At 55.4% G+C, this 23,741-nt stretch carries 24 protein-coding genes; 5 read left to right on the top strand and 19 right to left on the bottom strand.

All coding sequences use genetic code 11. The features are described 5' to 3' along the window. Positions 1-26: 26 nt before the first annotated feature. The 12 genes from LCD46_02520 to pmbA form a co-directional block, all read right to left on the bottom strand. Positions 27-1,937, bottom strand: a complete 1,911-nt coding sequence (locus LCD46_02520) for a BglG family transcription antiterminator (protein UOY71236.1) — start codon at positions 1,935-1,937, stop codon at positions 27-29. 19 nt (positions 1,938-1,956) lie between these two features. After that, a complete protein-coding gene (locus LCD46_02515) occupies positions 1,957-3,093 on the bottom strand; it encodes a lactonase family protein (GenBank protein ID UOY71235.1) in 1,137 nt (378 codons plus the stop codon). A gap of 60 nt (positions 3,094-3,153) precedes the next feature. Then, positions 3,154-3,894: a KDGP aldolase family protein gene (locus tag LCD46_02510; GenBank protein UOY71234.1), complete on the bottom strand. Its 741-nt coding sequence runs from the start codon at positions 3,892-3,894 to the stop codon at positions 3,154-3,156. Next, on the bottom strand, positions 3,891-5,009 hold the full coding sequence (locus tag LCD46_02505) for a DgaE family pyridoxal phosphate-dependent ammonia lyase (protein UOY71233.1): 1,119 nt from the start codon (positions 5,007-5,009) through the stop codon (positions 3,891-3,893). The genes LCD46_02510 and LCD46_02505 overlap by 4 nt, the downstream gene beginning before the upstream one ends. Beyond that, positions 4,993-6,126, bottom strand: coding sequence for an amidohydrolase/deacetylase family metallohydrolase (locus LCD46_02500; protein UOY71232.1), 1,134 nt, complete (start codon positions 6,124-6,126; stop codon positions 4,993-4,995). The genes LCD46_02505 and LCD46_02500 overlap by 17 nt, the downstream gene beginning before the upstream one ends. A 42-nt stretch (positions 6,127-6,168) precedes the next feature. Then, complete coding sequence (locus LCD46_02495; protein UOY71231.1) at positions 6,169-6,810, bottom strand: DUF4310 family protein; 642 nt, start codon at positions 6,808-6,810, stop codon at positions 6,169-6,171. 13 nt (positions 6,811-6,823) lie between these two features. Then, entirely contained in the window at positions 6,824-7,600 is a 777-nt protein-coding gene (locus LCD46_02490) for a DUF4311 domain-containing protein (GenBank protein UOY71230.1), read from the bottom strand. 22 nt (positions 7,601-7,622) lie between these two features. Then, complete coding sequence (locus LCD46_02485) at positions 7,623-7,922, bottom strand: DUF4312 family protein (protein UOY71229.1); 300 nt, start codon at positions 7,920-7,922, stop codon at positions 7,623-7,625. Positions 7,923-7,924: 2 nt separating this feature from the next. Continuing rightward, the gene (locus LCD46_02480; GenBank protein UOY71228.1) at positions 7,925-8,287 is read right to left on the bottom strand and encodes a hypothetical protein; all 363 of its coding nucleotides are present in this window, start codon (positions 8,285-8,287) and stop codon (positions 7,925-7,927) included. A gap of 10 nt (positions 8,288-8,297) precedes the next feature. After that, entirely contained in the window at positions 8,298-8,636 is a 339-nt protein-coding gene (locus LCD46_02475) for a glycine dehydrogenase (protein UOY71227.1), read from the bottom strand. A gap of 320 nt (positions 8,637-8,956) precedes the next feature. Beyond that, complete coding sequence (cybC, locus tag LCD46_02470; protein ID UOY71226.1) at positions 8,957-9,343, bottom strand: cytochrome b562; 387 nt, start codon at positions 9,341-9,343, stop codon at positions 8,957-8,959. Between the two features lie 41 nt (positions 9,344-9,384). Next, complete coding sequence (gene pmbA, locus LCD46_02465) at positions 9,385-10,737, bottom strand: metalloprotease PmbA (GenBank protein UOY72873.1); 1,353 nt, start codon at positions 10,735-10,737, stop codon at positions 9,385-9,387. A gap of 95 nt (positions 10,738-10,832) precedes the next feature. Between pmbA and LCD46_02460 the strand changes: the two genes are divergently transcribed. Beyond that, the gene (locus LCD46_02460) at positions 10,833-11,384 is read left to right on the top strand and encodes a ribosome-associated protein (GenBank protein UOY71225.1); all 552 of its coding nucleotides are present in this window, start codon (positions 10,833-10,835) and stop codon (positions 11,382-11,384) included. Between the two features lie 72 nt (positions 11,385-11,456). Here the strand turns inward: LCD46_02460 and mpl are convergent, their stop codons facing one another. Beyond that, positions 11,457-12,830 (bottom strand): UDP-N-acetylmuramate:L-alanyl-gamma-D-glutamyl-meso-diaminopimelate ligase, encoded by a 1,374-nt coding sequence (mpl, locus tag LCD46_02455; protein ID UOY71224.1) that lies wholly within the window; start codon positions 12,828-12,830, stop codon positions 11,457-11,459. A gap of 197 nt (positions 12,831-13,027) precedes the next feature. On the opposite strand from mpl, the gene fbp reads away from it, so the two are divergent. Further along, positions 13,028-14,026 (top strand): class 1 fructose-bisphosphatase, encoded by a 999-nt coding sequence (gene fbp / locus LCD46_02450; protein ID UOY71223.1) that lies wholly within the window; start codon positions 13,028-13,030, stop codon positions 14,024-14,026. A gap of 150 nt (positions 14,027-14,176) precedes the next feature. Next, a complete protein-coding gene (locus LCD46_02445) occupies positions 14,177-14,533 on the top strand; it encodes a LysR family transcriptional regulator (GenBank protein UOY71222.1) in 357 nt (118 codons plus the stop codon). Here the strand turns inward: LCD46_02445 and LCD46_02440 are convergent. The 5 genes from LCD46_02440 to ytfQ all read right to left on the bottom strand — a co-directional run bounded on the left by LCD46_02440 (position 14,505) and on the right by ytfQ (position 20,717). Then, positions 14,505-16,076: a methyl-accepting chemotaxis protein gene (locus LCD46_02440; protein UOY71221.1), complete on the bottom strand. Its 1,572-nt coding sequence runs from the start codon at positions 16,074-16,076 to the stop codon at positions 14,505-14,507. The genes LCD46_02445 and LCD46_02440 overlap by 29 nt on opposite strands. A gap of 93 nt (positions 16,077-16,169) precedes the next feature. Beyond that, positions 16,170-17,171: a sugar ABC transporter permease YjfF gene (gene yjfF, locus LCD46_02435; protein ID UOY71220.1), complete on the bottom strand. Its 1,002-nt coding sequence runs from the start codon at positions 17,169-17,171 to the stop codon at positions 16,170-16,172. Beyond that, positions 17,158-18,183 (bottom strand): ABC transporter permease, encoded by a 1,026-nt coding sequence (locus LCD46_02430; GenBank protein UOY71219.1) that lies wholly within the window; start codon positions 18,181-18,183, stop codon positions 17,158-17,160. The genes yjfF and LCD46_02430 overlap by 14 nt, the downstream gene beginning before the upstream one ends. A 10-nt stretch (positions 18,184-18,193) precedes the next feature. Further along, positions 18,194-19,696, bottom strand: coding sequence for a sugar ABC transporter ATP-binding protein (locus LCD46_02425; GenBank protein UOY71218.1), 1,503 nt, complete (start codon positions 19,694-19,696; stop codon positions 18,194-18,196). Between the two features lie 64 nt (positions 19,697-19,760). After that, positions 19,761-20,717 carry a galactofuranose ABC transporter substrate-binding protein YtfQ gene (ytfQ, locus tag LCD46_02420; GenBank protein ID UOY71217.1) on the bottom strand — a complete coding sequence of 319 codons (957 nt, stop codon included), beginning with the start codon at positions 20,715-20,717 and terminating at the stop codon, positions 19,761-19,763. 308 nt (positions 20,718-21,025) lie between these two features. On the opposite strand from ytfQ, the gene ppa reads away from it, so the two are divergent. Then, positions 21,026-21,556: an inorganic diphosphatase gene (ppa, locus tag LCD46_02415; protein UOY71216.1), complete on the top strand. Its 531-nt coding sequence runs from the start codon at positions 21,026-21,028 to the stop codon at positions 21,554-21,556. Positions 21,557-21,768: 212 nt separating this feature from the next. Then, positions 21,769-23,352, top strand: coding sequence for a methyl-accepting chemotaxis protein (locus tag LCD46_02410; GenBank protein UOY71215.1), 1,584 nt, complete (start codon positions 21,769-21,771; stop codon positions 23,350-23,352). 42 nt (positions 23,353-23,394) lie between these two features. Here the strand turns inward: LCD46_02410 and LCD46_02405 are convergent, their stop codons facing one another. Then, positions 23,395-23,739 (bottom strand): gamma-glutamylcyclotransferase, encoded by a 345-nt coding sequence (locus LCD46_02405; protein ID UOY71214.1) that lies wholly within the window; start codon positions 23,737-23,739, stop codon positions 23,395-23,397. Positions 23,740-23,741 lie beyond the last annotated feature (2 nt).

The raw sequence follows: 23,741 nt of genomic DNA, 5'->3' as shown, positions 1-23,741 counted from the left end.
TTACATCGAATTCTGGATAACGCCTCTCAAAACCGGCTCAAACTCTCCATCGCCACTGCCTTAAACTCGGCAAAATCTCCGCAGCTACAGAGCCGCGACATCGCCCGTTCACGCAGGAAGGTGACGAAGATATCGTATATCGCCATCGCCTCTTCGTACTCGCTTTTGCTGATGGCGAGCAGGAAGATGACGTGTGCGGTTTCGTCGCCCCACGGGATGCCGTGCGGAGCCAGCACGGTATAGACCACCGTTTTTTGCGCCAGCAGGCCGAGTGAGTGCGGCAGCGCAATGCCATCGCCGAGCATGGTGCTGACGATGGCTTCACGCTCGACGACCGAATCCAGGAACTCCGCGCCAACAAACCCCTCGCTTTCAAGCTGCGCGCACAGTTCACGGAACAGCGTTTGCTGATCAACGGGCGTGTCGATAATGCGGAAATGGGCTGCATCGAAGTATTTATCCAGCATCCACGGGCGGGTGCGGTCCACCAGCACCAGCTTGCCGATCTGTTCTAACTGATAATCGGTCGGGAATGGGGCGATCATCACCACCGGTTTCGACTTTTCACTGACGCGGGCGGTGGCGATCACAAAGTCTTCGCTAATCATTTCCGCCAGCTCGTACTCGCGCAGGGTGAGCGTGCGCGTCACCTCAATCTGCGGGTATTTGCGCTGAAGCACCGCCTCAATCATACGCACCATCGCATTCCCGGCGTCGCACACCAGCAGCACCCGCGGCTGGCGCTGGTAGCCAATGTTGTAGTGACGCTCCAGCCCGACGCCGATGTGCAGCACCAGGAAGCCGATCTCGTTTTCGCTGATCACATACGGCGTGTATTTGCCCCAGCTCGACACCGCCGCGAGGGTCATATCCCACGCCATCGGGTAGTGCTGCTTGATGTTTTCCAGCAGCGGATTGGGGATCATGATTTGGTACCGCACCCGGGTGATCATGGTTTTAATGTGCGTGAGCAGATCCGCGTGCAGTTGCTCGTCGCTGAGCAGGTTGTAGTTATAGTGGGTGTTGATGTAACGCAGGATGTAGTTGACCAGCGCTTCGTCGTCGTCAGCGTTGATCGCGCTGGGTGCTATCTCCTGGATCTGCCGCGCGGCAATGTGTACGCAAAGCCAGCTCTCTTCCGACGGCGAAAGCGTTTTGCCCGCCAGATGCTGAATGGACACTGCGATATTTTTCGCGGCGTCACGCACGTTCTCTTCCACATCTTCAGCATGGAATTCCGGCAGTGGATAGCCTTCGCTGATACGACGTACCGATACCGCACAGTACAGGCGAAGGAACAACTCACCTTCGTCGGTCAGGCGGATATGGTGGCGTGTTAGCGCATCGTGCAGTACAGGCACCATCTGTTCTGCCACACCCGCATTAAGCGCCACGTCGGTCACCAACGGGTTCAGACTGTCCTGCTGTGCCAGCTCCCAGAGCAAGTCCGTCAGACAGGCACGGGTCGACATCTCGCTGCCAAACAGCTTCATACCATGGCGCGGTCGGGTTTCCAGCGTCAGATTATAACGGTGGAACCACTCGCGCACTTCCGCCATGTCGCTTTGCAGCGTGGCGCGGCTGACGAACCACTCGTCAGCCAGATCCTCAAGTTTGAGAGAAAATGCCGAGGTAAGAAAACGCACCACCAGATAATGCACGCGCTCCATCCCGGTTCGGGGAATACGCAGCGCGCGCGGGTGGGAGGCCTGCAATTGCTGATAACGCTCGGCGTCATCAATTTTAAGCTGATAACCATTCCCCCGGCTCAGAATAAACTGCGCGCCGTGGCTCGCCAGCAGCGCGTTCAGGGCCGTGATATCAGCGCGGACGGTTCGCGTGGAAACCGACAGCCGCTGCGCCAGTTCATCCTGCGGCAGCGTCTCGTTTTGCAACAGATCGAAAAGTTGCGCTAAACGTTGATTCGGAAATCGCACGTCGTTGTCCTCTTACGGCTTAGGGTGAAATGACCATCTGAGATGGGCTACCGACCGGCGTATAGTCTGGCTCAAAGCTGAGCTTGCCGTCCTGCGCCACGCGGAAACGGGTAATGTTATCGCTGCGTTGATTCATGACGTACAGCCAACGCCCCTGTTTATCGAGCGTCAGGGTGCGCGGGTAGTCACCACGGGTCCAGACATCATCCTGATGCGTCAGCGTGCCTTCCGCTGTTACGGTAAAGTGCCCGATGCTGTTATGCAAACGGTTAGCCACATACAGTTGCTTACCATCCGCACTTAACGCCAGACCTGCAGCAAAACTGGTGCCTTTGTAACCTTTCGGCAGGGCGGAGAGCGTTTTGCCCTCTTTCAGGCTGCCGTTTGCATCCACAGTATAGTGAGTCAGCGTAGACGCCTCTTCGTTAATCAACCACAGAGCATCGCCTTTTGGCGTAAAGACAAAGTGGCGCGGCCCGGCCCCTTTCGAGGAGGCGTTGATAAACGGTGGATCGTTAGGCGTCAGCTTTCCGCTTCGATCGTCTAAGCGATACTGATAGATGCGATCCAGCCCCAGATCGGTTGAAAACACGTATTTTCCGCTCGGATCGGCGGCGATCATGTGTGCATGAGGCCCGTTATGATCGCTGATAGCGAAACTGCCCTCCGCAGCGGCTTCCGGCTTCGCCGCACCCGGTTCGCCCTGATCCTGATGTTTGTCCGTGGCATCACCCAGGCTGCCATCGGCTTTGACCGGCAGAACGGCAATCGTTCCGCTGACGTAGTTTGCCACCAGCAGATGGCGACCATTCGGCGTCAGCGAAAGGTAAACCGGCCCTGCGCCACCGGAAGCCACCTGATTGAGCTCACTCAGCTCACCGTTGTCATTCACCCGCAGCGCCTGCACCACGCCCTGCTCTACTTCACTCGCCAGATAGAGCGTTTTGCCATCATGCGAGACGGTAAGCTGTGCAGCATTCGGCAACGTGCTGACCAGCGTTTTATCCGCAAGCGCACCGCTTTGCGGATCGACGGTAAAACGGTACAGCCCTTCACCGTTAGGATTATAGGTTCCCACCCAGGCGTAATGAGTCTGGGCAACAGCGGAAGTAGCAAGCAGAGAGAGTGAAGCAACAAGCAGGTTACGGGTGTGCATGGTGGCTCCTGATCATTATCCCCTCTCCCGGTGGGAGAGGGTTAGGGTTAGGGTTAGGGACTACTTAACTAACCTTTTCGTCATCGCAAGCAACGTGCGCACATCTTCCGGGCGCGTATCGCCGCTGGCTTTGTCGATAATCGAGCTGTAGATATGCGGGATGATTTTGCTCACGCCCGCGTCCAGGGCGATCTGCAGGATCTCTTCGTAATTTTCCAGATCGATACCGCCGGTTGGCTCCAGCCAGAAGTCGTGACGCGCGCAGGCTTCCGCCACCGCTTTGTACTCATCACGGCATTTCAGGCCACCCATCGGGAAATATTTAATGGAGCTACCGCCAAAATCTTTCAGCAGAGCAATTGCCGTTTCCACCGGAACGATACCGTCCGGTGCCGCGCTGCTCAGCGGACCGGTAGAGATTTTCACCATGCCGACGGTTCCGGTTGGAGAAACCAGACCGTTGACCACGGAGTCGTTTTGTCCCAACAGCGCGCGGCTGGTTGCTACGCCGGTAAAGACCTGGTTCACGTGCTGCGGCTGCACCTGGCGGGAAATTTCACTCACCATCGCCGACTGGTTCGGATCGCCCGCCCCCAGGCCAACGGACAGCGCGTTATCAATAAGCTGAGCGTATTCACGCATATCAGCAACGGCGCTTGCCACATCCGGGTAATTTTTGGAGAGCACGCCCACCAGCACATGACCTTCTGCCGCTTCGTAAATGGCGCTGGCATTGGCTTTAGAGCCCGCCAGCACGTTCAGGCAGACGCGATCACGGTAAAAGTTGGGGGTCAGTTTCATGCGTTTTTCTCCTGTCCTAATACTTCGCTAATGCGGCGGTAAACAATGTTTAGCTGGTCAGCATTCACGCTGCGCACGTCCGCTTCGATAATCCCTTCGTTGGCCTTGTAGCCACGGAAGTAAATGGCGTAGTCACCCTGCTTGAGTTTCGCTACCAAATCCCCGGTGCCGACGCCGGTTGTCGCTTCATCGAACTTAATTTCGGTGCGGGCGATATCGCGCCCGGCGCTGTCCCAGACCACGCGTGCCGTCACGCCGTTCAGGGTGTTGAGCGCCTCGATAAACGGCGTCATCTTCGCCACCATCTCTTCGCCGCTCTCTTTGGTTGCCGTGAGGTAATGTTCGATGGCGCAGGTCAGGCCCAGAATGCCCTCTTTGCCGACCTTCATCGCACGGCCAATGCCTGCCGTCTGGCGTTTCACCCATTCAACGTACTGGGTTTTGCCGATCACCAGACCACTGGTTGGCCCTTCAATCGCCTTCGCGCCGCTGTAAATGACCAGGTCTGCACCGGAACGGTAGTAAACGTGCAAATCTTCTTCCGCCGCCGCATCGACAATCAGCGGCAGGCCGTGCTTACGTGCCACAACCGCCGCCTGTTCTACGCTGAGCATACTTTTCTGCACACAGTGGTGAGATTTGATGTAGAGGATCGCTGCCGTGCGCGGGGTAATCGCCGCCGCCAGCTGATCGGCTGAGCATTCGTTGGCATAGCCCGCTTCCACCAGCTTACCGCCGCCCAGTGCGACCATCGTGCCTACCGGCGCGCCAAAGTTCACGTTATGGCCTTTCGGCAGCACGATCTCGTTGTTCTCAACGGGCGTGACGTGCAGGTTTTCCAGCAGCCAGTCGCTGTCTTTTACCAGCACTGCCGCCACGGACTGGGCAATCCCTGCTGACGCGCAGGAAACCACTGTCGCGCCTTCTACATCCAGCAGTTTCGCGATGTATTCACCGGTTTTGTTGACCAGATCCTTCATCTCGAAATAGTGATTCATGCCGTCCATCGCCGCCTGCACCACCTCCGGGCGCGGCGTGGAGACACCCAGCGCCGTCATGCGGCCAGAGGTGTTGATGACTTGCTTTAAGTGGTATTTCTCATAAATCGAAGGCATGTTCCGTGCTCCCTTGTTCTGTCATGTAGCCCTTGCCCGCGCGGATCGCGGCAAGCGGCACCAAAATGTGTTCAGCCTGCAGGCTGTCGTTTTCGGCATCGGTTAATACCGTTGGCTGGCGCTTAATGGTGAACAACGTCAGGTCGGCGTCGAGACCCGCCTGAATGCGGCCTTTACGCGCCAGGCGCAGGCCGTCGGCGGCGTTCGCGGTCACGCAGTCAATCACCTGCGGCAGCGACATACCGATGGCGAGGAATTTCGACATCACGCTCGCCAGCGACCCTACCGGGCCATTAATGCGGTTACGGCAGTAGATATCCGAGCTGATGGTGTGCGGCAGAATGCCCATTGCGATGGCGCGTTTTGCCACTTCAAAGCTAAAGCTCGCCGTGCCGTGGCCGACGTCCAGCCGCACGCCGCGTTTTAGCGCAGAAGTAATGGACGCTCGCAGTTCGCCGGACGGCGTCAGAATGCGGTTGGGTTTGCCGTTGTAGCAGTGGGTAATGATGTCGCCGGAACTCAGCAGTTCGGCAATTTCGTCGAGGTTCGGCGGGTTGTTGCCAATGTGAACCATCAGCGGCAGGTCGCCGTTCTCTTTCTGAATTTCTTTGGCGCGCTCCAGCGGCGTAATGCCGTTTTCACCCACCACGCTGCTGCTCATACGCGCTTTCAGGCCGACAATGAAATCCGGGTGGCGTTTTACCGCCTGCTTCACGGCATCTGCATCAATATTCGCCATGTTGGCCAGTTCGTTCTGGGCTATCAGCCCCACGCGGGAGATGTTCAGCAGGGCAAAGACGTCGGTTGAGGCTTTGCGGGTGATTTCGTAAAAATCGTCCACGTCATCCGCGCCGGTACTGCCTGCATCCACCACGGAGGTGACGCCAGTAGCAATACCTACGCTGTCTGGTTCGTCGTGATAAATCGGCGAGTTCGGGTAACAGTGAACGTGGGAGTCAATCCAGCCTGCGCTGACGAACACATCGCCGTTCAATTCAACCGTTTTACGGGCAGGGGCAGTAATCTCGCCCAACGCCGCGATTTTCCCGTCCTGAATGGCGATATCGGTCAGGGTATCGTCGGCAAGGCGCGCACGGCGCAGGAGTAAATCAAACATGAGGATCTCCTGATAAGACGGGCGCCGGAGCGCCCGTGGGTATTAAAGGGCGACCGGGAACAGCCAGCCCAAAATCATTGCGCCGAGGATGGCGCCACCGGTAATCGGTTTCTGCCAGATGTAGAACAGCAGCGCGCCCACCAGTGAACCGACACCGATAGGAATGGAGGCAGTCATGGCGCTGAGGATAATCAACGGCCCGAGGAAGCGACCGGAGGCGTTACCCGCGCCCATCATCACGTCCGCTCCGTAGGTGGAGTTGCTCTGGTTGATGGTGAACTTGCGCGCCAGGATGATGACGTAGCCAATCGCCAGACCAATCACCAGGCCGGTGATCAGCGCGGCAATGAAGTTGGTCACCGGGAACATGATGCCCGCGCCCAGCAGCAGCGCCGGGACACCGAGGCCCACGCCGGTCTGGATCGCCCCGCCGATATCGAGAATACCGACCAGCGAGCCTTCGATAATACGGGCGAACAGGAAGCTCGCACCGAATGCCGCCACCGCGCCGTACACGCCGGTATCAATCCCCGCTTTCAGCATCGCCACGAAGGCCACTTCGTTGAACGCGCCAATGCCGTAGAGGTAGTACATGTGCGTACCGGCGAACACGCCGGAGGAGAGCAGGCCAACGAAGATCGGGAACGACCAGTCGGCATACCAAAAACCTTTATTCTGTTCCATTTAGAGGCTCCTGTTATTTACCGCTGAGCGAGTTGTGGATCATATCGAGCCAGTTCGGCACGGTCAGATGGAAGGATTCGATCATCTTCATGTCGAAGCCGCGGAAGAAACCGCTCAGCACGAAGAGCAGGACGATAGCCGCCATCATCACTTTGGTGACGTGGTTCCAGCCGCTCTCTTCGACGCCTTTACCGATCAGGATCCCCAGTACCAGGCCCGGTACGGCGTTCCCCATAATCAGTTGCGCCGCGCCGCCGAAAATGGTGGCCCAGAAGCCCGACTTTTTGCCCGCGTCGATGGCCGCCAGCCAGAAGATCACCGGCATCACGGTATTCACCAGCAGGTTTGCCGCCGGTACCAGTACCTTCACGGCGGTGACCTGCAGTGCGGCCGGAACAGACGAGGCAGTCAAGTTAAGGAAGGTGACGACAATCATGCCGATGATGCCGCAGGCAATCGCCATTTTGCGGGGATCATGCAGCGTTTCGCCGACGTTGCGGTTTTTGATCATCAGTGCAGCAGCACCCCAGTTCGGGATGATGCGGTGGTCTACGTCCTGTGTGAAGGCACCTGCGGCCACGGAAGAGGCCCAGGCGTTAAAGAAGAAGCCTAACCCAAAGGAGAAGTGAGAAGCCGGATCCCCTTCGCAGGAGTTCAGTTCTCCCAACGTACGAAACGCGCCCATACCCTGTGTGGTAGGCGCATGAAACATGCGTGCAGCCCCGGCTCCGACACCGACGCCTACCAGGCCGCCAATGATGAGCGATTTTATTAATATAATTAAGAACATCAGTCTGCCCTTTTATGAATAATCAGCGTTGCGTGACGAAATCCACCCGATCGAGATTGATGGCGGTCACGTTGACGGTCACATCCAGCTCCACGCTGTAGGTCCGTCTTTCCCGGCGCAAAAAGAAGAACAGAAACGCTTCTTTACGCACCGCTTCTTGCGCCTGAACGACCTGCACATCCTGTGGCTCAATACGCAGTAAGATATGCGGTGACGCTTTCATCACCGCGGCCTGAACGTGGTTGAGCGCATCGGCAAAGGCGCGCGCTTTGGCGTCGCCTTTCCCCTTCACTCTCACCGTGGTCGTGAATTGTTCTTTCATGCTTATGCGCCGTATTTCTTCTGCCACGCCTGTACCAGACGCTCGCCCAGCTCTTCTTTATCCATAAAGCCAAAGCCCAGCACGTTGCAGCCTTCGTTGATAGCGGTCACGCCCTCTTCCACTGAACGCATACCGTATTTGGCCTTGTAGCCATATTTGGTTTGTGCAGTAATGGCACCCGCGCCGCCGCTGCCGCAGAAGGAGATGCCGAAGGTGGCGTTTTCCGCTTTCATGACGTCGCCCAGCTTCATGTCTGCCGCCATACCCGGTACGACAACCGCGCGTCCACCGGCTTTTTCCACACCTGCAGCCACTTTCTGACCTTTACCCAGGCGATCGCCAATCACGACTGTAATCTGTTCCATGTATTGCTCCTTAAAGGTTGTCTTTTGCGACTTCAAAGTGAACGGAGAGCAGCCAGGCTTCTTCATCAGGAAGATTGCCAAACTGCGCGACCACTTCACGGGCGAGCCGCATTGAATCCGGTGAAATTTCGTCAAACAGCTCCGCTTCAACCTCCGGCAGCGGCTCGCCGGTCACCGACCGGTGCGCCATTGCGCGAACGTGGGAGGTCAGCATCTGTTCCTGTACTGCGTTGGGGATGATGTTGTGCCGGGCCAGCAGGTCATAAACCTGCTGCAGCATGGTGTTAGCGAGCTGCTCTGTTTGCTTCGCCTGATCCCCAACGTCGTTCATTACCGCTCCGTTAATCACTCGTCTTACCCCGTTAATGGCTCTGGAATAAAACTAACGTTGGGTGGGAAATGTTTGTAGCGAGTTGTTTTCCACTTCGAAGTGGAAAGGCGAGCCGCAGCAGTGATCTGTGCCACATAAATGCGGTGAATAATGACAATTCGCTGGATTTACGTGATGAATATCACGCAATCCATTGGCAAAACGGCAAGGAAGAAAACGAAAACATCTGGCAAGGGAGTCGCAGAAATGTGACAGCAATAGGGTTTACTTATTACGACGCATAAAAAAAGCGAGGGCATTTCGCCCTCGCCTTGCTGTTGTGTCAGATGCAGTCTCTGTTAGCGGTATTTTTGGTGGTAGGTATTGCGGGTGGTCACGAACTGCTCGGCCGCCGCCTTCGCCTCTTTCACTTTACCTTCGTTCGCCAGCTTCAGCGCACCGTCAATCTGGCCGCTCAGGATATCAAAACCGTGGCGGTAATCTTTCATTTCCGCGCTGTCTGCCGCTTTGCTTTCCAGCTTCGGCGGTGTCGCTTTCTGGGCGTCCAGCGCCGCTTCACGCATTTTGGTCAGTGCGTCTTTCATTTCCGCCGCATTGTCGGTTTTCTGCACCACCTTCAGGTTTTGACCGAGGGTGCCCATGTCTTCTTCAAGATCGGCAGCAAACGCAGAAGAGCCAATAACCAGCGTTGAAGCCGCGACGATCGCTAACAGATGTTTACGCATTGCTCACTTCCTTTTTTATTATTAAAACGCCTTTACGGGTATTACTGGCCGGCGATTTTCATTTCCGGCAGAAGTACAGAACCACACTGTATATTGCTACGTGTTTCAATATCGTTACCGACCGTAACAATATTGCGCCACATATCTTTCAGGTTTCCGGCGATGGTAATTTCGCTTACCGGATACTGGATTTCGCCGTTTTCCACCCAGAAGCCCGCCGCACCGCGAGAGTAATCCCCGGTAATACCACTTACGCCCTGGCCCATCAGTTCGGTCACCACCAGACCGGTGCCCATCTCTTTGAGCATTTGCGCAAAGTTGAGGCCCTGTCCGGCGATACGCCAGTTATGGATACCGCCCGCGTGACCGGTGCTTTTCAGCCCCAGCTTGCGCGCGGAGTAGTTGGTCAACAGCCACTGGGTCAGCACGCCGTCTTTGACGATGTCGCGACGTTCCGTGCGCACGCCTTCGCTGTCGAACGGTGTGGAGGCCAGTCCTTTCAGCAGATGCGGGTGTTCTTCGATGGTCAGCCATTCCGGCAGGATCTGCTTGCCCAGTGAGTCGAGCAGGAAGGTTGATTTACGGTACACAGAGCCACCGGCAATGGCCCCGACCAGGTGACCAAACAGGCCGGTCGCCACTTCATTGGCAAAAATCACCGGGGCTTTCATGGTGGAGAGTTTGCGCGGTGACAGGCGTGACAGCGTGCGTTCGGCACACTCTTTACCCACCCACTCCGGAGACTGCAAATCACCGAGCGCACGGCCAATGGTGTAGGCGTAGTCACGCTCCATATCACCGTTCTCTTCGGCAATGACGCAGCTGGAGAGTGAATGACGGGTTGAGCAGTAGCCCTGCAACATGCCGTGGCTGTTGCCGAACACTTTGATACCGTAGTGGCTGTTGAAGCTGCCGCCTTCGGTATTGGTGATGCGTTTATCCGCCTGCAAAGAAGCCTGTTCGGCACGCGCCGCCAGCTCGATCGCCTCGTCCGGGGTGACTTCTGCCGGGTGGAAAAGATCGAGATCCGGGGCGTCAAACGCCAGCAGATCTTTATCAGCCACGCCGGCGTAAGGATCTGGGGAGGTATAACGGGCGATATCCAGCGCCGCCTGCACCGTACGAGCAATCGCATCCGGGCTGAGATCGGTCGATGACGCGCTGCCTTTGCGATTCTGGTGATACACCGTGATGCCAAGCGCGCCATCACTGTTGAATTCTACATTCTCCACTTCGCCATAGCGGGTGCTCACGCTAATGCCGGTGGTTTTGCTGACCGCCACTTCGGCGCCATCTGATTTACCTGAAGCGAGCGTCAGCGCGGTGGAGACGGCTTCTTCCAGAATCTTACGCTGCGCTTCAACTTGTGAGGTTACTTTCATCGCAAATGCCATACTGTAAGAGAGAGTTAACTGAAGTCTAACAGAGAACCGTTTTTCAGTGCGCGTCTTAACTGGTAACATTAGCCTCTTTTTTTAAGGAGCCTGACATGACTAAGCAGCCCGAAGACTGGCTCGACGACGTTCCCGGTGATGACATCGAAGACGAAGATGATGAGATCATCTGGGTCAGTAAAAGTGAAATTAAACGTGACGCCGAAGAGTTAAAACAGCTTGGCGCAGAAATGGTAGAACTGGGTAAAAACGCGCTGGATAAGATCCCGCTCGACCAGGATCTGCGTGATGCCATTGAACTGGCACAGAAAATCAAAAAAGAAGGCCGTCGTCGCCAGCTTCAGCTTATCGGTAAAATGCTGCGTCAGCGCGACGTTGATCCGATCCGCCAGGCGCTGGACAAGCTGAAAAACCGCCATAACCAGCAGGTTGCACTGTTCCATAAGCTGGAGCAGATCCGCGATCGTCTGATTGAACAGGGTGATGACGCGGTACCGGAAGTCTTAAATCTGTGGCCAGACGCCGACCGCCAGCAGTTGCGTTCATTGATCCGCAACGCGAAGAAAGAGAAAGAAGGGAATAAGCCGCCGAAGTCCGCGCGCCTGATTTTCCAGTATCTGCGCGAGCTGTCAGAGAACGAAGAGTAATCCCCTCTCCCCATAGGGGCGAGGGAGAAAAGAATGCAGGCCCGGTAAGCGCTAGCGCCACCGGGCTCTTTTTTACTCTGCGGCCTCGGCTTTCTTCGCCAGACCATCAAGCAGCTTCTGGTGGATGCCACCAAAACCGCCGTTGCTCATCACCAGAATGTGGTCGCCAGGCTGAGCGGCTTTCACCACCATATCCGCGAGCGCATCCACATCCGCACTCCAGTGCGCAGGCTGAATACAGGCATCAGCCACTTCCGCCACCTGCCACGGAATATGCTGCGGCTGCAGCAGGAAGACTTCATCGGCGCGGCCTAACGACGGCGCGAGATCGTCTTTGCAGATGCCCATTTTCATGGTGTTTGAGCGCGGCTCCAGCACCGCCAGAATACGGGCTGTGCCGCCGACCTTGCCACGCAGGGCGGCAAGCGTTGCCAGAATGGCCGTTGGGTGGTGTGCGAAATCGTCATACACCGTGACGCCATTGGCTTCACCACGCAGTTCCAGACGACGACGGGCGTTGATAAACGAACCCAGAGCATTGGCCGCATCCGCAGGCAGAACACCCACATGGCGTGCAGCAGCAATCGCCATCAGGCCGTTGTGCATGTTGTGCTCGCCCACCAGACCCCACTTCACCTCACCCACTTTTTCCCCGTCGAGCAGGACTTCCCACTCGGAGGCATCGGCGTTGAGTTTTTTCGCCTGCCAGTGGCCCTGCTCGCCCACCAGCTCCTGTTCGCTCCAGCAGCCCATCGCCATGGTCTGCTTCAGGTTGATGTCGTTTTCCGGCAGGATGATGCGTCCCTGGCCCGGAACGATGCGCACCAGGTGGTGGAACTGTTTCTGAATCGCTTTCAGATCGTCAAAAATATCCGCATGGTCGAACTCAAGGTTGTTGAGGATCAGCGTGCGCGGGCAGTAGTGAACAAACTTGGAACGCTTGTCGAAGAACGCGCAGTCATATTCGTCGGCCTCGATCACAAAGAACGGGCTGTCACCCAGGCGCGCAGAAACATCGAAATTACCCGGCACACCGCCAATCACGAAGCCCGGCTTGTAGCCACAGGCTTCAAGGATCCAGGTCGCCATACCGGCGGTCGTGGTTTTGCCGTGCGTTCCGGCAACAGCAACCACCCAGCGGTCACGCAGGACGAAATCATGCAGCCATTGTGGGCCGGACATGAACGGAATATTGCGTTCCAGCACCGCCTCAACACACGGGTTCCCACGCGTCATGGCGTTACCAATGATCACCAGATCCGGTTCAGGATCCAGCTGGCTGGCATCGTAGCCCTGAATCAAAGAGATGCCCTGTTTCTCCAGAAGTGTGCTCATTGGCGGATACACATTGGCGTCCGAACCTGTCACTTCATGGCCCAGCGAGCGCGCCAGCATTGCCAGTCCGCCCATGAAAGTGCCACAAATCCCCAATATATGAATGCGCATACGTCACTATCCCTCTTCAATGTGGCGCACATTTTACTCACATGTTAGCGGCTGTGAAATGCATTTCAGGTAAATCCGTATACTGCTGGCGCGATTCACCACTGCGCTACTATTTGAATATTTGTTAAGATTGTTGGGCTTTAGTCGTTTTAGTGAACATACAATCGCTCTACTCACAAAGATGCAGGGAAAGTGTTATGAAAACGTTAGGTGAATTTATTGTCGAAAAGCAGCACGAGTTTTCTCATGCTACGGGTGAACTCACTGCTTTGCTGTCGGCAATAAAGCTGGGCGCTAAGATCATCCATCGTGATATCAACAAGGCCGGTCTGGTCGATATCCTGGGTGCCAGCGGTGCCGAGAACGTTCAGGGCGAGGTTCAACAGAAACTCGATCTGTTCGCAAATGAAAAACTGAAAGCTGCACTGCGCGCGCGCGACATCGTGGCGGGTATCGCCTCCGAAGAAGAAGATGAAATTGTTGTTTTCGACGGGTGTGAACACGCTAAATACGTTGTTCTGATGGATCCGCTGGACGGCTCCTCTAACATCGACGTTAACGTTTCTGTCGGTACCATTTTCTCCATCTACCGCCGCGTCACGCCTGTTGGCACGCCGGTGACCGAAGAAGATTTCCTGCAGCCGGGCATTAATCAGGTTGCTGCCGGTTACGTCGTGTATGGCTCCTCCACCATGCTGGTGTATACCACCGGGTGTGGGGTTCACGCCTTTACGTACGATCCTTCACTGGGCGTTTTCTGTCTGAGCCAGGAACGTATGCGCTTCCCGGAGAAGGGCAACACCTACTCCATCAACGAAGGAAACTACATCCGATTCCCGAACGGCGTGAAGAAGTACATCAAATTCTGCCAGGAAGAAGATAAAGCCACTCAGCGCCCTTACACCTCCCGCTATATCGGCTCTCTGGTCGCGGATTTCCACCGTAACCTGCTGAAAGGCGGTATCTACCTCTACCCAAGCACTGCAAGCCACCCGGACGGGAAACTGCGCCTGCTGTACGAATGCAACCCGATGGCGTTCCTGGCCGAACAGGCTGGCGGCAAGGCGAGCGACGGTAAAGATCGTATTCTGGAAATCGTGCCAGAAAGCCTTCACCAGCGCCGTTCGTTCTTCGTCGGCAACAACCATATGGTTGAAGACGTTGAACGTTTTATTCGTGAGTATCCGGACGCGTAATACCTTTCCTCAGGGGAGCCCATCCGGCTCCCCTGGTCATTTATATATTTAACCGTATAAGTGTTTATAAAAAACACGCTTTAATATTCATCACTGCTCCTGCATTATTTCCATAACAGTTTGGCAAATATTTCGTGGAGCAAAATCGCAATGAAAAATTATTCCCGTGCTAATACCGGCATTGATTTAAATCTTATCCCGGTATTTATTGAAGTTGTCCGCTGCGGCAGCATGGCAAAAGCCTCTTTGCGCCTGGAGATGTCCCGTCCAGCGGTCAGTCTGGCGTTGAAGCGCTTTAATCAACTGTTTGATGAGCCGCTATTTTTCCGCAAAGGTTTATATCTTGAGCCGACGGAAAATGCGTTAGCCTTAACCAGCGCACTGGAAATGTTAGTGGGTAATATTCACGATAATATTGCTGAAGTAAATTCAGGGAAGAATAAAACCCCGGCACATCATGCACCGGGGCTGGATAATATTATGCTGCAGTCTGAGCCGACAGCTTGAATGATGACATGGCTTCCATCAGCTGGCGCGACTGCTCCTCAAGGGAGCGAGTCGCGGCGGAGGATTGCTGTACCAGCGCCGCATTCTGCTGCGCAGTCTCATCCATCTGATTCACCGCAATATTCACCTGCTCAATACCGCGACTCTGCTCCTGGGACGCAGTCGCAATTTCACGCATCAGTTTCGTCATGCGCAGCACTTCGGTTGCGATCTCATCCATGGTTTCGCCAGCCTGCTGGGCCAGTTCACTGCCCTCGCTGACGTGGGTCTGGGAATCACTGATAAGCGCTCGGATCTCTTTCGCTGCATCGGCACTGCGGCTGGCAAGGTTTCGCACTTCGCCCGCGACGACGGCAAACCCGCGTCCTTGCTCACCCGCGCGCGCCGCTTCCACGGAGGCGTTCAACGCGAGGATATTGGTCTGGAAGGCAATACCGTCGATAACACTGAGAATGTCCGCGATACGTGCCGAACTGCCGGAGATATCACGCATTTTTTCAATGACGTAGCAGACCATTTCGCTGCCGTGATCGGCCGTGTCTGACACCGATTTCGCCAGCTGGTGAGCCTGCTCGGCATTGTCGGCGTTGAGTTTCACCGTCGCGGTGATCTGTTCCATGCTGGCGGCGGTCTGCTCCAGCGACGTGGCGGTCGATTCCGTACGCTCAGCAAGATCCCTGTTCCCCGCCGTCAGCTCACGGCTGCCGGTATCAATTTGCGAGCTGGCATCACGTACCCGCAGAACCGAGTTCATCAGCGAATGGCGCATCTCTTCGATTGCCGCATTCAAGCGATTAAACTCCTGGCTTGCCGGTGGATTCAGCGTGTGGGTCAAATCGCCTGCTGCCACATTCTCCAGTTGAGCAATAGAGGTCGAGAGCGGTTTGAGCAACATGTGGCGCAGTACCAGCCAGGCCAGCACAATAATGCCCGCCGTCAGCAGAGCCGCCACCACGATCAGGATCAGTACCCGATTTTTGCTGGACTGCACGGCACTCACTTCCGCTTTGCCGCGCGCTTCACTCCATTTCTGGAAGGCCTGCATATCGTTATCAAACCGGGAGGCCACCGGAATCAGCTTGTTTTCCAGTAGGTCGTAATAGCTGTCCGCGCTCTGTTCGTTCAGCGCTTTCAGCATCGGGTTGATCCCCTGCTGGTTGTACGTCGCGAGGCTGGCCGCCACTTTATCAAGCAGTTGTTGGCCTTGCTCATCGGCCACGCCACCATCAATCACGCCTTTCAGCGTTTTCTGAGCCAGGGTGACTTCCTGATTGATATTTTTTACCGATTTGGCCGCATCATCCAGCATGCCGATTTCCATCATTCGGACGGCCTGACCCGCCTCATTGCGGGCGCGGAGGATCAGCGTATAGCCGGAATTAAGCTGCACCATCTGCTCACCCTGAAGGTGGTTGATGCGCTGTAGTGAAGAAGAACTCTGTGTGAGGGCATAAATGCCAATACCGCTGACAATCAGCAGCAGAAGGGTCATAACGGCCAGTAAAGAGAGCAAGCCGGTACGAATCGATAGCGTTTTAAGCATGATATTATTTCCGGTAGCGAGATATTTCTGGGCATAAAAAAAGAGTATCGGCCGCTACCGGAAAATGTTTAGACTTTAAGCAAATTCAGCGTGTTATCGCTCTGTTACTGATGTGTTTACGCGTGTAACCGTCGAGCTTTGACGATTCTCCCAGAGCACCGTCAGACCACGTTGCAGGGCGATAAAAATAAACAGCAAAATGCCGATGGCGATCTTGGTCCACCAGGAGCTGAGCGTGCCGTCAAAGTTAATGTAGGTTTGTATCAGGCCCTGGATTGCTACGCCAAACAGCGTTCCCAGCACCGTCCCCACGCCACCACTGAGCAGGGTTCCACCGATCACCACCGAGGCAATAGCATCCAGTTCCACCCCTACACCTGCCAGGGCATAACCCGCCTGGGTATAAACCGAGAAGACAATCCCCGCCAGCGTCGCCAGACCCGTTGAGAGCATATAGATGCGTATAGTTGTACTGCGGGTGGAGATCCCCATCAGGTTTGCCGACGTGGCGTTGCCGCCAATGGCGTAAACCTGATTGCCAAACCGAGTGCGATGCGCAAGGAAAATACCAATCACCACGACGCCGAGCATCAGTAACCCCATCGCGCTCAAACGACCACCGCCGGGTATTTTCCACGCCAGGCTGGAGAGCGTATCGTAAATCGGATGGTTAATCGGAATAGATTCTTCCGACACCAGATAACTCACGCCGCGAAGGAAGAACATCCCGGCGAGGGTAATAATAAAAGCCGGGATTTTCAGCGCATCGATCAGTAGCCCCATAAAGGCACCAAACGCGCACCCCATCACCTGCACCAGCGGGAAAGCCACCAGCGGTGAGATCCCCCAGAAACCGATCGCCTTCGCAAGAAACACGCCGGTGAATGCGATCACCGAACCAACGGAGAGATCGATCCCACCGGAAAGGATCACAAAGGTCATCCCGACGGCGATAATGCCTAAAAAAGCGTTATCGGTCAGGATATTGCAAATCACACGCGTGGAGGCAAACCCCGGGAACTGGGTCAGACAGTAGAGATAACCCAGCACAAACACGCCCAGCGTGATCATTAGCGGCAAATTACGTTTTATCATGGCCACGGATCCCCTTAATGATGCTGACAAAGCGCGGCGACTGGACGATCAGCACACAGAGCACGACCACCGCTTTCACCACCTGGTTGAGTTCCGGCTGGAACCCCGAAAGCAGGATCCCGGTGTTCATTCCCTGAATGATCAGCGCGCCAATCACCGAGAGCAGCAGGTTAAAGCGCCCGCCCATCAAAGACCCGCCGCCGATCACCACCGCGAGGATCGCGTCCAGCTCCAGCCAGAGTCCCGCGTTGTTGGCATCGGCCCCGCGAATATCCGCCGCGACGATGACCCCGGCGATGGCGGCGCAGACGCCGCTCAGCACGTAGGTCAGCATCACCATCAACCGGGTATTGACCCCGGCGTTGCGCGCGGCACGAATGTTGATCCCGACGGCCTCGATGAACATGCCCAGTGCCGTTTTGCGGGTAAAGAGCCAGAACACCACCAGCGTCACCAGGGCAATGATCACCGGAGTCGGGAAGAACAGCAGTTTTCCGCTGCCAAGCCACGCCAGGCCCGGAGAGTTAAAGGTGACGATCTGCCCGGATGTGATCAGCTGCGCCACACCGCGCCCGGCGACCATTAAAATCAGGGTGGCGACAAACGGCTGGATCTTGAGGACTGCCACCAGAATACCGTTCCACAGCCCGGCGAGTACGCCAGTGCCTAAGGCGGCAAGCAGCACCACCGGCAGACTGTGCCCGGCCACGGTCATTGAGGCTGCCGTAGCCCCGGCGATAGCCATCACCGCGCCGACGGAGAGGTCAATCCCGCCAGTGGCAATGACCAGCGTCATGCCAATCGCCAGCAGCGCCACCGGCGCCGCACGGTTCAAAATATCGATCGGGCTGCCAAACAGACGGCCATCCTGGACAATAATCTGGAAGAAATGCGGCGCGACAAGGCTGTCAACCAACAGTACCACCAGCAGTGCCGCGATTTGCGGTGTGCCGGTTGGCCAGTTGAAGCGGCGCTTTGACTCCCCTGTTTGCGAAAGCGAACGAGACATCACAATTCACTCCTTACGCCGCGATGGCATTCATGATCGCCGGAACGGACAGTTTATCCAGCGGGATCTCTGCCACCTGTTTACGATCGCGCATGATGATAACGCGATCGGCATACCCCACCAGTTCCTCCAGCTCAGACGAGATGACCAGCAGCGCCAGGCCGTCCGCACACAACGTTTCAATAAGCCGGATGATTTCAGCATGCGCGCCGACGTCAATCCCGCGCGTCGGTTCATCGAGGATCAGGAACTGGGGTTTGGTCAGCAGCCAGCGCGACAACAAGACCTTCTGCTGGTTACCCCCTGAAAGGAATTCAATAGGTTGTTCTGCGCTCGGGGTACGAATGCCAAGCTGGCGGATAAAGCGTTCCGCAATGGCGTTTTGCTCTTTGCGTGGGATTGGCCTCAGCCAGCCTCGCTGCGCCTGTAACGCCAGAATGATATTCTCCCGCACCGAGGCGGCGGCAATAATACCGTCCGTTTTTCTGTCTTCCGGACAGAAGCCAACGCCCAGACACGAGGCCTGATGCGGCGATCGCAGCGTTTGCGGTTTGCCTTTGATTAATGCGGTGCCACTGTCTGCTGGCTTAATTCCAAAGATGACTTCGGCGGTTTCTGTTCGTCCGGAGCCTAACAATCCGGCCAGACCGACAATTTCGCCAGGACGAACCTCCAGGTTAAACGGTGAAATAGTCCCTTTTTTGCCGAAATCACTGAAAGCCGCGACGGGTTTATCACTCAGCAACGTGCGACCGGCGCGCTGGAGCGCGTTGGTCTCCAGCTCGCGCCCGAGCATCATTTTGACCAGTTCAATCTGTGGTAATTCACGGGTTTCCCGACAGCCGACAAAACTGCCGTTACGCAGTACCGTAATGCGATCGCTCACTTCATACACTTGATCGAGGAAATGAGTCACGAAGATCAGGCTCACGCCCTGATCGCGCAGCTGGCGCATCAGGGTAAAGAGCATTTCCACTTCCTGGGTATCGAGACTGGCGGTGGGCTCATCGAGGATCAGTACTTTTGCGGAGAGATCGATAGCGCGACAAATCGCGACGATCTGCTGCATGGCAACGGAAAAGCGGTTCAGCGGCTCGCGAACGTCAAGAGAAAAGCCGTAGGATTCCATCAGCTTTGTCGCCCGCGCCTCCATCTCCTTGCGGCGCAGCAGGCCAAAGCGTCGTGGTTCACGGCCAATAAACAGATTATCCGCCACCGACATGTTCGGCAGCAGGTTCACTTCCTGATAGACCGTCCCGATCCCAAGCTGCTGGGCGTGAGCGGTATTTTTTGGCGAAATGGCATTGCCTTCCAGCCAGATAGTGCCGCGATCGGCATGATAGACGCCGGTCAGGGCTTTAATCAGCGTCGACTTCCCTGCTCCGTTCTCACCCAGCAGCGCCATAATCTCACCGCGCCGCAGGCTGAAATCAACGTTATCCAGCGCTTTTACGCCAGGAAAGTATTTACTCAAGCCCTCTGTGCGGAGGATTTCCTGATGTTGTTCCGAGTTCATATTTACGCCTCCGGCACAAATCGTAGGCCGGGTAAGCGTAGCGCTACCCGGCAATTACACTGGATCAGTAACCCATATTTTTCTTCTTCTCTAACTCTTCTTTTGCTGTGTCAGGAAGGTAGAGTGTGGATTTGGTGATGGTCAGTTTTTCAGGCATCGTGCCGTCTTTCTTGAATTTCTCCAGCGCATCAAATGCCGGACCCGCCATGTTCGGCGTGAGCTCCACGCTGGCATTCGCTTCGCCGTCCATCATCGCCTTGTAGATGTCTGGCACGCCGTCGATTGAGCCGGTGAGGATATCTTTGCCCGGCTTCAGACCCGCTTCTTTAATGGCCTGAATCGCACCGATCACCATGTCATCGTTGTGGGCGTAAACCATGCAGATGTTCTTGCCGTTGTTTTCAGCCTTGATAAAGCTCTCCATGACCTCTTTGCCTTTACTGCGCGTGAAGTCACCGGACTGAGAGCGGATAATCTTGATGTTTGGTGCTTTAGCGATAGCCTCAGCAAACCCTTTCTTACGGTCGATGGCCACGCTCGCGCCAACGGTGCCCTGCAACTCAACGACGTTACACGGCTTGCCATCCACCTGTTTCACCAGCCAGTCACCAATCAACTGTCCTTCAAGAATGTTGTTGGCCGTGACGGTGGTCATATAGAGCGATTTGTCTTTGACATCAATGGAACGATCGAGCAGGAAAACCGGGATCTCAGCGTCTTTCGCTTCCTTCAGGACAGGTTCCCAGCCCGTCGCGACGACAGGCGCAATAAAGATGGCATCAACGCCCTGGGCAATAAACGAACGCACGGCTTTGATTTGGTTTTCCTGCTTTTGCTGACCATCGGCAATTTTCAGGGTGATACCACGTTTCTGGGCCTCGCTTTTTGCAACGTTGGTTTCTGCTGCTCGCCAGCCGGATTCAGAGCCGACTTGCGAAAAACCTACGGTTAAAGGGGCGGCCATCGCCATAGACGACATGGCTGCCGAAACTGCTGTGACCAGGAGTAAGCGCTTCCACATATGAACGTCCTCGTAGGGGGATTATTGTTGGTGAAAAGATGTTCTGCGAAATGACTATAGCCAATGAAATATGTAACGAATTGCGTTACATCACACTTCGGGAAAGTGAATAAAACGTTAATCACAAGTTTGTAATCGCTTTCATTTCACCATGAAAAATGCAGCTGAGTTTATGGATTTTTCTGTCATGGAATCGGTCTGAAAAGTGGGGTTAGCGGTGAGAGAAGGCGAAAACAGGCGAAGACATTCAGCGCGAGTTGGCTATAATACCTGCCACTTGTTTACCATCCATTTTAAAGGACACCGACATGAGCTTACTCAACGTCCCAGCGGGTAAAGAACTGCCAGAAGATATCTACGTAGTAATCGAAATCCCGGCTAACGCAGATCCTATCAAATACGAAGTGGACAAAGAGAGCGGCGCCCTGTTCGTAGACCGTTTCATGTCTACCGCGATGTTCTATCCGTGCAACTACGGTTACATCAACCACACCCTGTCTCTGGACGGTGACCCGGTTGACGTACTGGTCCCAACGCCATACCCACTGGAGCCAGGCTCCGTCATTCGCTGCCGTCCAGTTGGCGTGCTGAAAATGACCGACGAATCCGGTGAAGATGCGAAGCTGGTTGCGGTACCGCACACCAAGCTGAGCAAAGAATACGATCACATCAAAGATGTGAACGACCTGCCAGAGCTGCTGAAAGCGCAGATCACTCACTTCTTCGAGCACTACAAAGACCTCGAAAAAGGCAAGTGGGTTAAAGTTGACGGCTGGGACAACGCAGAAGCGGCGAAAGCAGAAATCATCGCCTCTTTCGAACGCGCTGCTAAGAAGTAATTCTTACTGCTGATATTAAGGCCCCGCAAGTCGGGGCTTTTTTGTCTCTCTGAACTGTCACAAAAACGTCATAAAGAGATTTTGTCTCATAATATTAATTAGATATCGCTTTTTACCTGCCTTATCCCCACTTTTCTTCTTAAAGTCTCCCTGCCGACGGTCGATACCTCCCGTGATATGAGCGCAATCGCTTTTTCATATAACAGGAAATCATGAAACTCAACACACTCACAATTGGGCAGCGACTGGGCCTTTTGGCGTCACTTCTGCTGCTTGCAACACTTTTTATTGGTCTGCGTGGCCTGTTGATCAACAGCGACAGCCAGGCGCAGAACGAACAGATTATGGCGATGGAACAAACCATTACCAGCAGCATAGATACTGCACGCAATGCTCAGGTGCAATTCAAGATCCAGGTCCAGGAGTGGAAAAACACCCTGATTCGTGGCGCGCAGGGGCAAGAAGCATTCGATAAATACAAAAAGGCCTTTGTTGCAGAAAGTCAGAACACGCAGACACTGCTGACCCGGCTAAGTGAGCTTCTGCCGAAAATTGGCATGGATAATCAACAAGTGCTGGCAACGCGCGACATCCACGCCAGCCTCGAACAGAAATACCTGGCGGCACTGGCTACCTACCAGGTGGGAGATCCCACCAGCGCCCAGCGCGTGGACAAGCAGGTTACAGGGATTGACCGCGAGCCGACAAAAATGATCGACAACGTCGTGGCCCGTACATTGCAGCATGCCGAGACTATTCACCAGCAGACCATCGCCCGCAATCAGGAGCAGTATCAGAAGACAAAATGGATGCTGTTGCTGGCAATGGCCCTCACGCTGGCGGCCGGGATGCTAGTTACCTGGTGGCTGATTCGCAGCATTACTCTTCCGCTGGCACAAGCCGTCACGATAGCGCGTACCGTAGCCGCCGGTGATTTGCAGTCCCGCTTTACCGTGGCCGGTCGAGATGAAACGGCTGAGCTCATGCGCGCTCTGCAGGAGATGAATGAAAACCTCACGCGTATTGTCTCTGGAGTACGTAAGGGTACCGAAACCATCGCCACCGCATCAGCGCAGATTGCCAGCGGTAGTCATGAGCTTTCTTCCCGCAACGAAGCGCAGGCCAGTGCACTGGAACAGACTGCAGCATCCATGGAGGAGCTGACATCGGTCGTGAAAAGCAACGCAGAACATTCACGCACTGCCAGCGATCTTGCCCGTAATGCCCGTCAGGTAGCCCGCCAGGGCGAAGAGGCCGTTGAACGTGCGATGCACACCATGAGTGAAATTCATAATTTCTCCAGCGAGATCAACTCCATCATCAGCATGATCGACAGTATCGCCTTCCAGACCAATATCCTGGCACTTAACGCTGCTGTTGAAGCGGCGCGCGCGGGAACTGAAGGCCGCGGTTTTGCCGTCGTTGCAGCAGAAGTGCGCGCCCTGGCGCAACGTTCAGCCGCCGCCGCCAAAGATATCCGCGTTCTGATCGACCGCTCCGTTAACCGCATTGACGAGGGGAATGGCCAGGTGCAGCAAGCCGGCGCAGCGATGGCGGATATTCTGCACAGCGTCAGCAAGGTGAGTGAACTGATTGAGGCAATTTCTCATGCCAGCCACGAACAAAGTACCGGGATCGATCAGGTCAATGTGGCCGTCACGCATATGGATACGGCAACACAGCAAAATGCGACCTTGTCGCAAGAATCTTCCGCCGCGGCGCAGGCAATGCATCGCCAGGCGGAACAGCTTCTGGAATCGGTGCAGATATTCAAGCTGCGTCGGGAAGCCGTTTAGCCCACAAAAAACAACGCCACCTTTCGGTGGCGTTGTCGTTTTTCAGTACTGGTATCTGTCTAACCAGTTACCGCTTACAATCCGCGTTAACCCTTCGACCGGACGCTGGTAGACATACATCCACGCGCTTCCGTACGGCGTCTGGATCAACTGGCGCGCGTATTCACCGCCCCTGGTGCGCAAGGCATCAAGTTCGGCAAGTGTCGCGTTATCAATACGATAAACTTCACCCTGTACTGTTCCTTCGCCGGGAACCGCGCCTGGATAGTGGCCCAGGCTGTACAACTGGTAGTTCTCGATATTGTAATTCCCCAGCAGCAGGGCATTGGTCATCCAGTGACTGTTGCCTTGCTTGGTTCGTAAACTGCCGTAGACAAATATTCGCATTG

It is taken from the genome of Enterobacter ludwigii, from assembly GCA_023023105.1.
Lineage (GTDB): Bacteria > Pseudomonadota > Gammaproteobacteria > Enterobacterales > Enterobacteriaceae > Enterobacter > Enterobacter adelaidei.
Note: the sequence above shows the minus strand (reverse complement) of the source record. Positions and strands in the feature narration are given on the sequence as shown.

What these genes read in the sequence shown, in the direction of transcription:
- LCD46_02485 (UOY71229.1), bottom strand. Translation starts at nt 7,922, where the DNA reads ATGAAAGAACAATTCACGACCACGGTGAGAGTGAAGGGGAAAGGCGAC.
- LCD46_02500 (UOY71232.1), bottom strand. Translation starts at nt 6,126, where the DNA reads ATGTTTGATTTACTCCTGCGCCGTGCGCGCCTTGCCGACGATACCCTG.
- ppa (UOY71216.1), top strand. Translation starts at nt 21,026, where the DNA reads ATGAGCTTACTCAACGTCCCAGCGGGTAAAGAACTGCCAGAAGATATC.
- LCD46_02495 (UOY71231.1), bottom strand. Translation starts at nt 6,810, where the DNA reads ATGGAACAGAATAAAGGTTTTTGGTATGCCGACTGGTCGTTCCCGATC.
- mpl (UOY71224.1), bottom strand. Translation starts at nt 12,830, where the DNA reads ATGCGCATTCATATATTGGGGATTTGTGGCACTTTCATGGGCGGACTG.
- LCD46_02480 (UOY71228.1), bottom strand. Translation starts at nt 8,287, where the DNA reads ATGGAACAGATTACAGTCGTGATTGGCGATCGCCTGGGTAAAGGTCAG.
- cybC (UOY71226.1), bottom strand. Translation starts at nt 9,343, where the DNA reads ATGCGTAAACATCTGTTAGCGATCGTCGCGGCTTCAACGCTGGTTATT.
- LCD46_02405 (UOY71214.1), bottom strand. Translation starts at nt 23,739, where the DNA reads ATGCGAATATTTGTCTACGGCAGTTTACGAACCAAGCAAGGCAACAGT.
- LCD46_02445 (UOY71222.1), top strand. Translation starts at nt 14,177, where the DNA reads ATGAAAAATTATTCCCGTGCTAATACCGGCATTGATTTAAATCTTATC.
- LCD46_02460 (UOY71225.1), top strand. Translation starts at nt 10,833, where the DNA reads ATGACTAAGCAGCCCGAAGACTGGCTCGACGACGTTCCCGGTGATGAC.
- ytfQ (UOY71217.1), bottom strand. Translation starts at nt 20,717, where the DNA reads ATGTGGAAGCGCTTACTCCTGGTCACAGCAGTTTCGGCAGCCATGTCG.
- LCD46_02410 (UOY71215.1), top strand. Translation starts at nt 21,769, where the DNA reads ATGAAACTCAACACACTCACAATTGGGCAGCGACTGGGCCTTTTGGCG.
- LCD46_02440 (UOY71221.1), bottom strand. Translation starts at nt 16,076, where the DNA reads ATGCTTAAAACGCTATCGATTCGTACCGGCTTGCTCTCTTTACTGGCC.
- LCD46_02510 (UOY71234.1), bottom strand. Translation starts at nt 3,894, where the DNA reads ATGAAACTGACCCCCAACTTTTACCGTGATCGCGTCTGCCTGAACGTG.
- fbp (UOY71223.1), top strand. Translation starts at nt 13,028, where the DNA reads ATGAAAACGTTAGGTGAATTTATTGTCGAAAAGCAGCACGAGTTTTCT.
- LCD46_02505 (UOY71233.1), bottom strand. Translation starts at nt 5,009, where the DNA reads ATGCCTTCGATTTATGAGAAATACCACTTAAAGCAAGTCATCAACACC.
- yjfF (UOY71220.1), bottom strand. Translation starts at nt 17,171, where the DNA reads ATGATAAAACGTAATTTGCCGCTAATGATCACGCTGGGCGTGTTTGTG.
- LCD46_02490 (UOY71230.1), bottom strand. Translation starts at nt 7,600, where the DNA reads ATGTTCTTAATTATATTAATAAAATCGCTCATCATTGGCGGCCTGGTA.
- LCD46_02515 (UOY71235.1), bottom strand. Translation starts at nt 3,093, where the DNA reads ATGCACACCCGTAACCTGCTTGTTGCTTCACTCTCTCTGCTTGCTACT.
- pmbA (UOY72873.1), bottom strand. Translation starts at nt 10,737, where the DNA reads ATGGCATTTGCGATGAAAGTAACCTCACAAGTTGAAGCGCAGCGTAAG.
- LCD46_02425 (UOY71218.1), bottom strand. Translation starts at nt 19,696, where the DNA reads ATGAACTCGGAACAACATCAGGAAATCCTCCGCACAGAGGGCTTGAGT.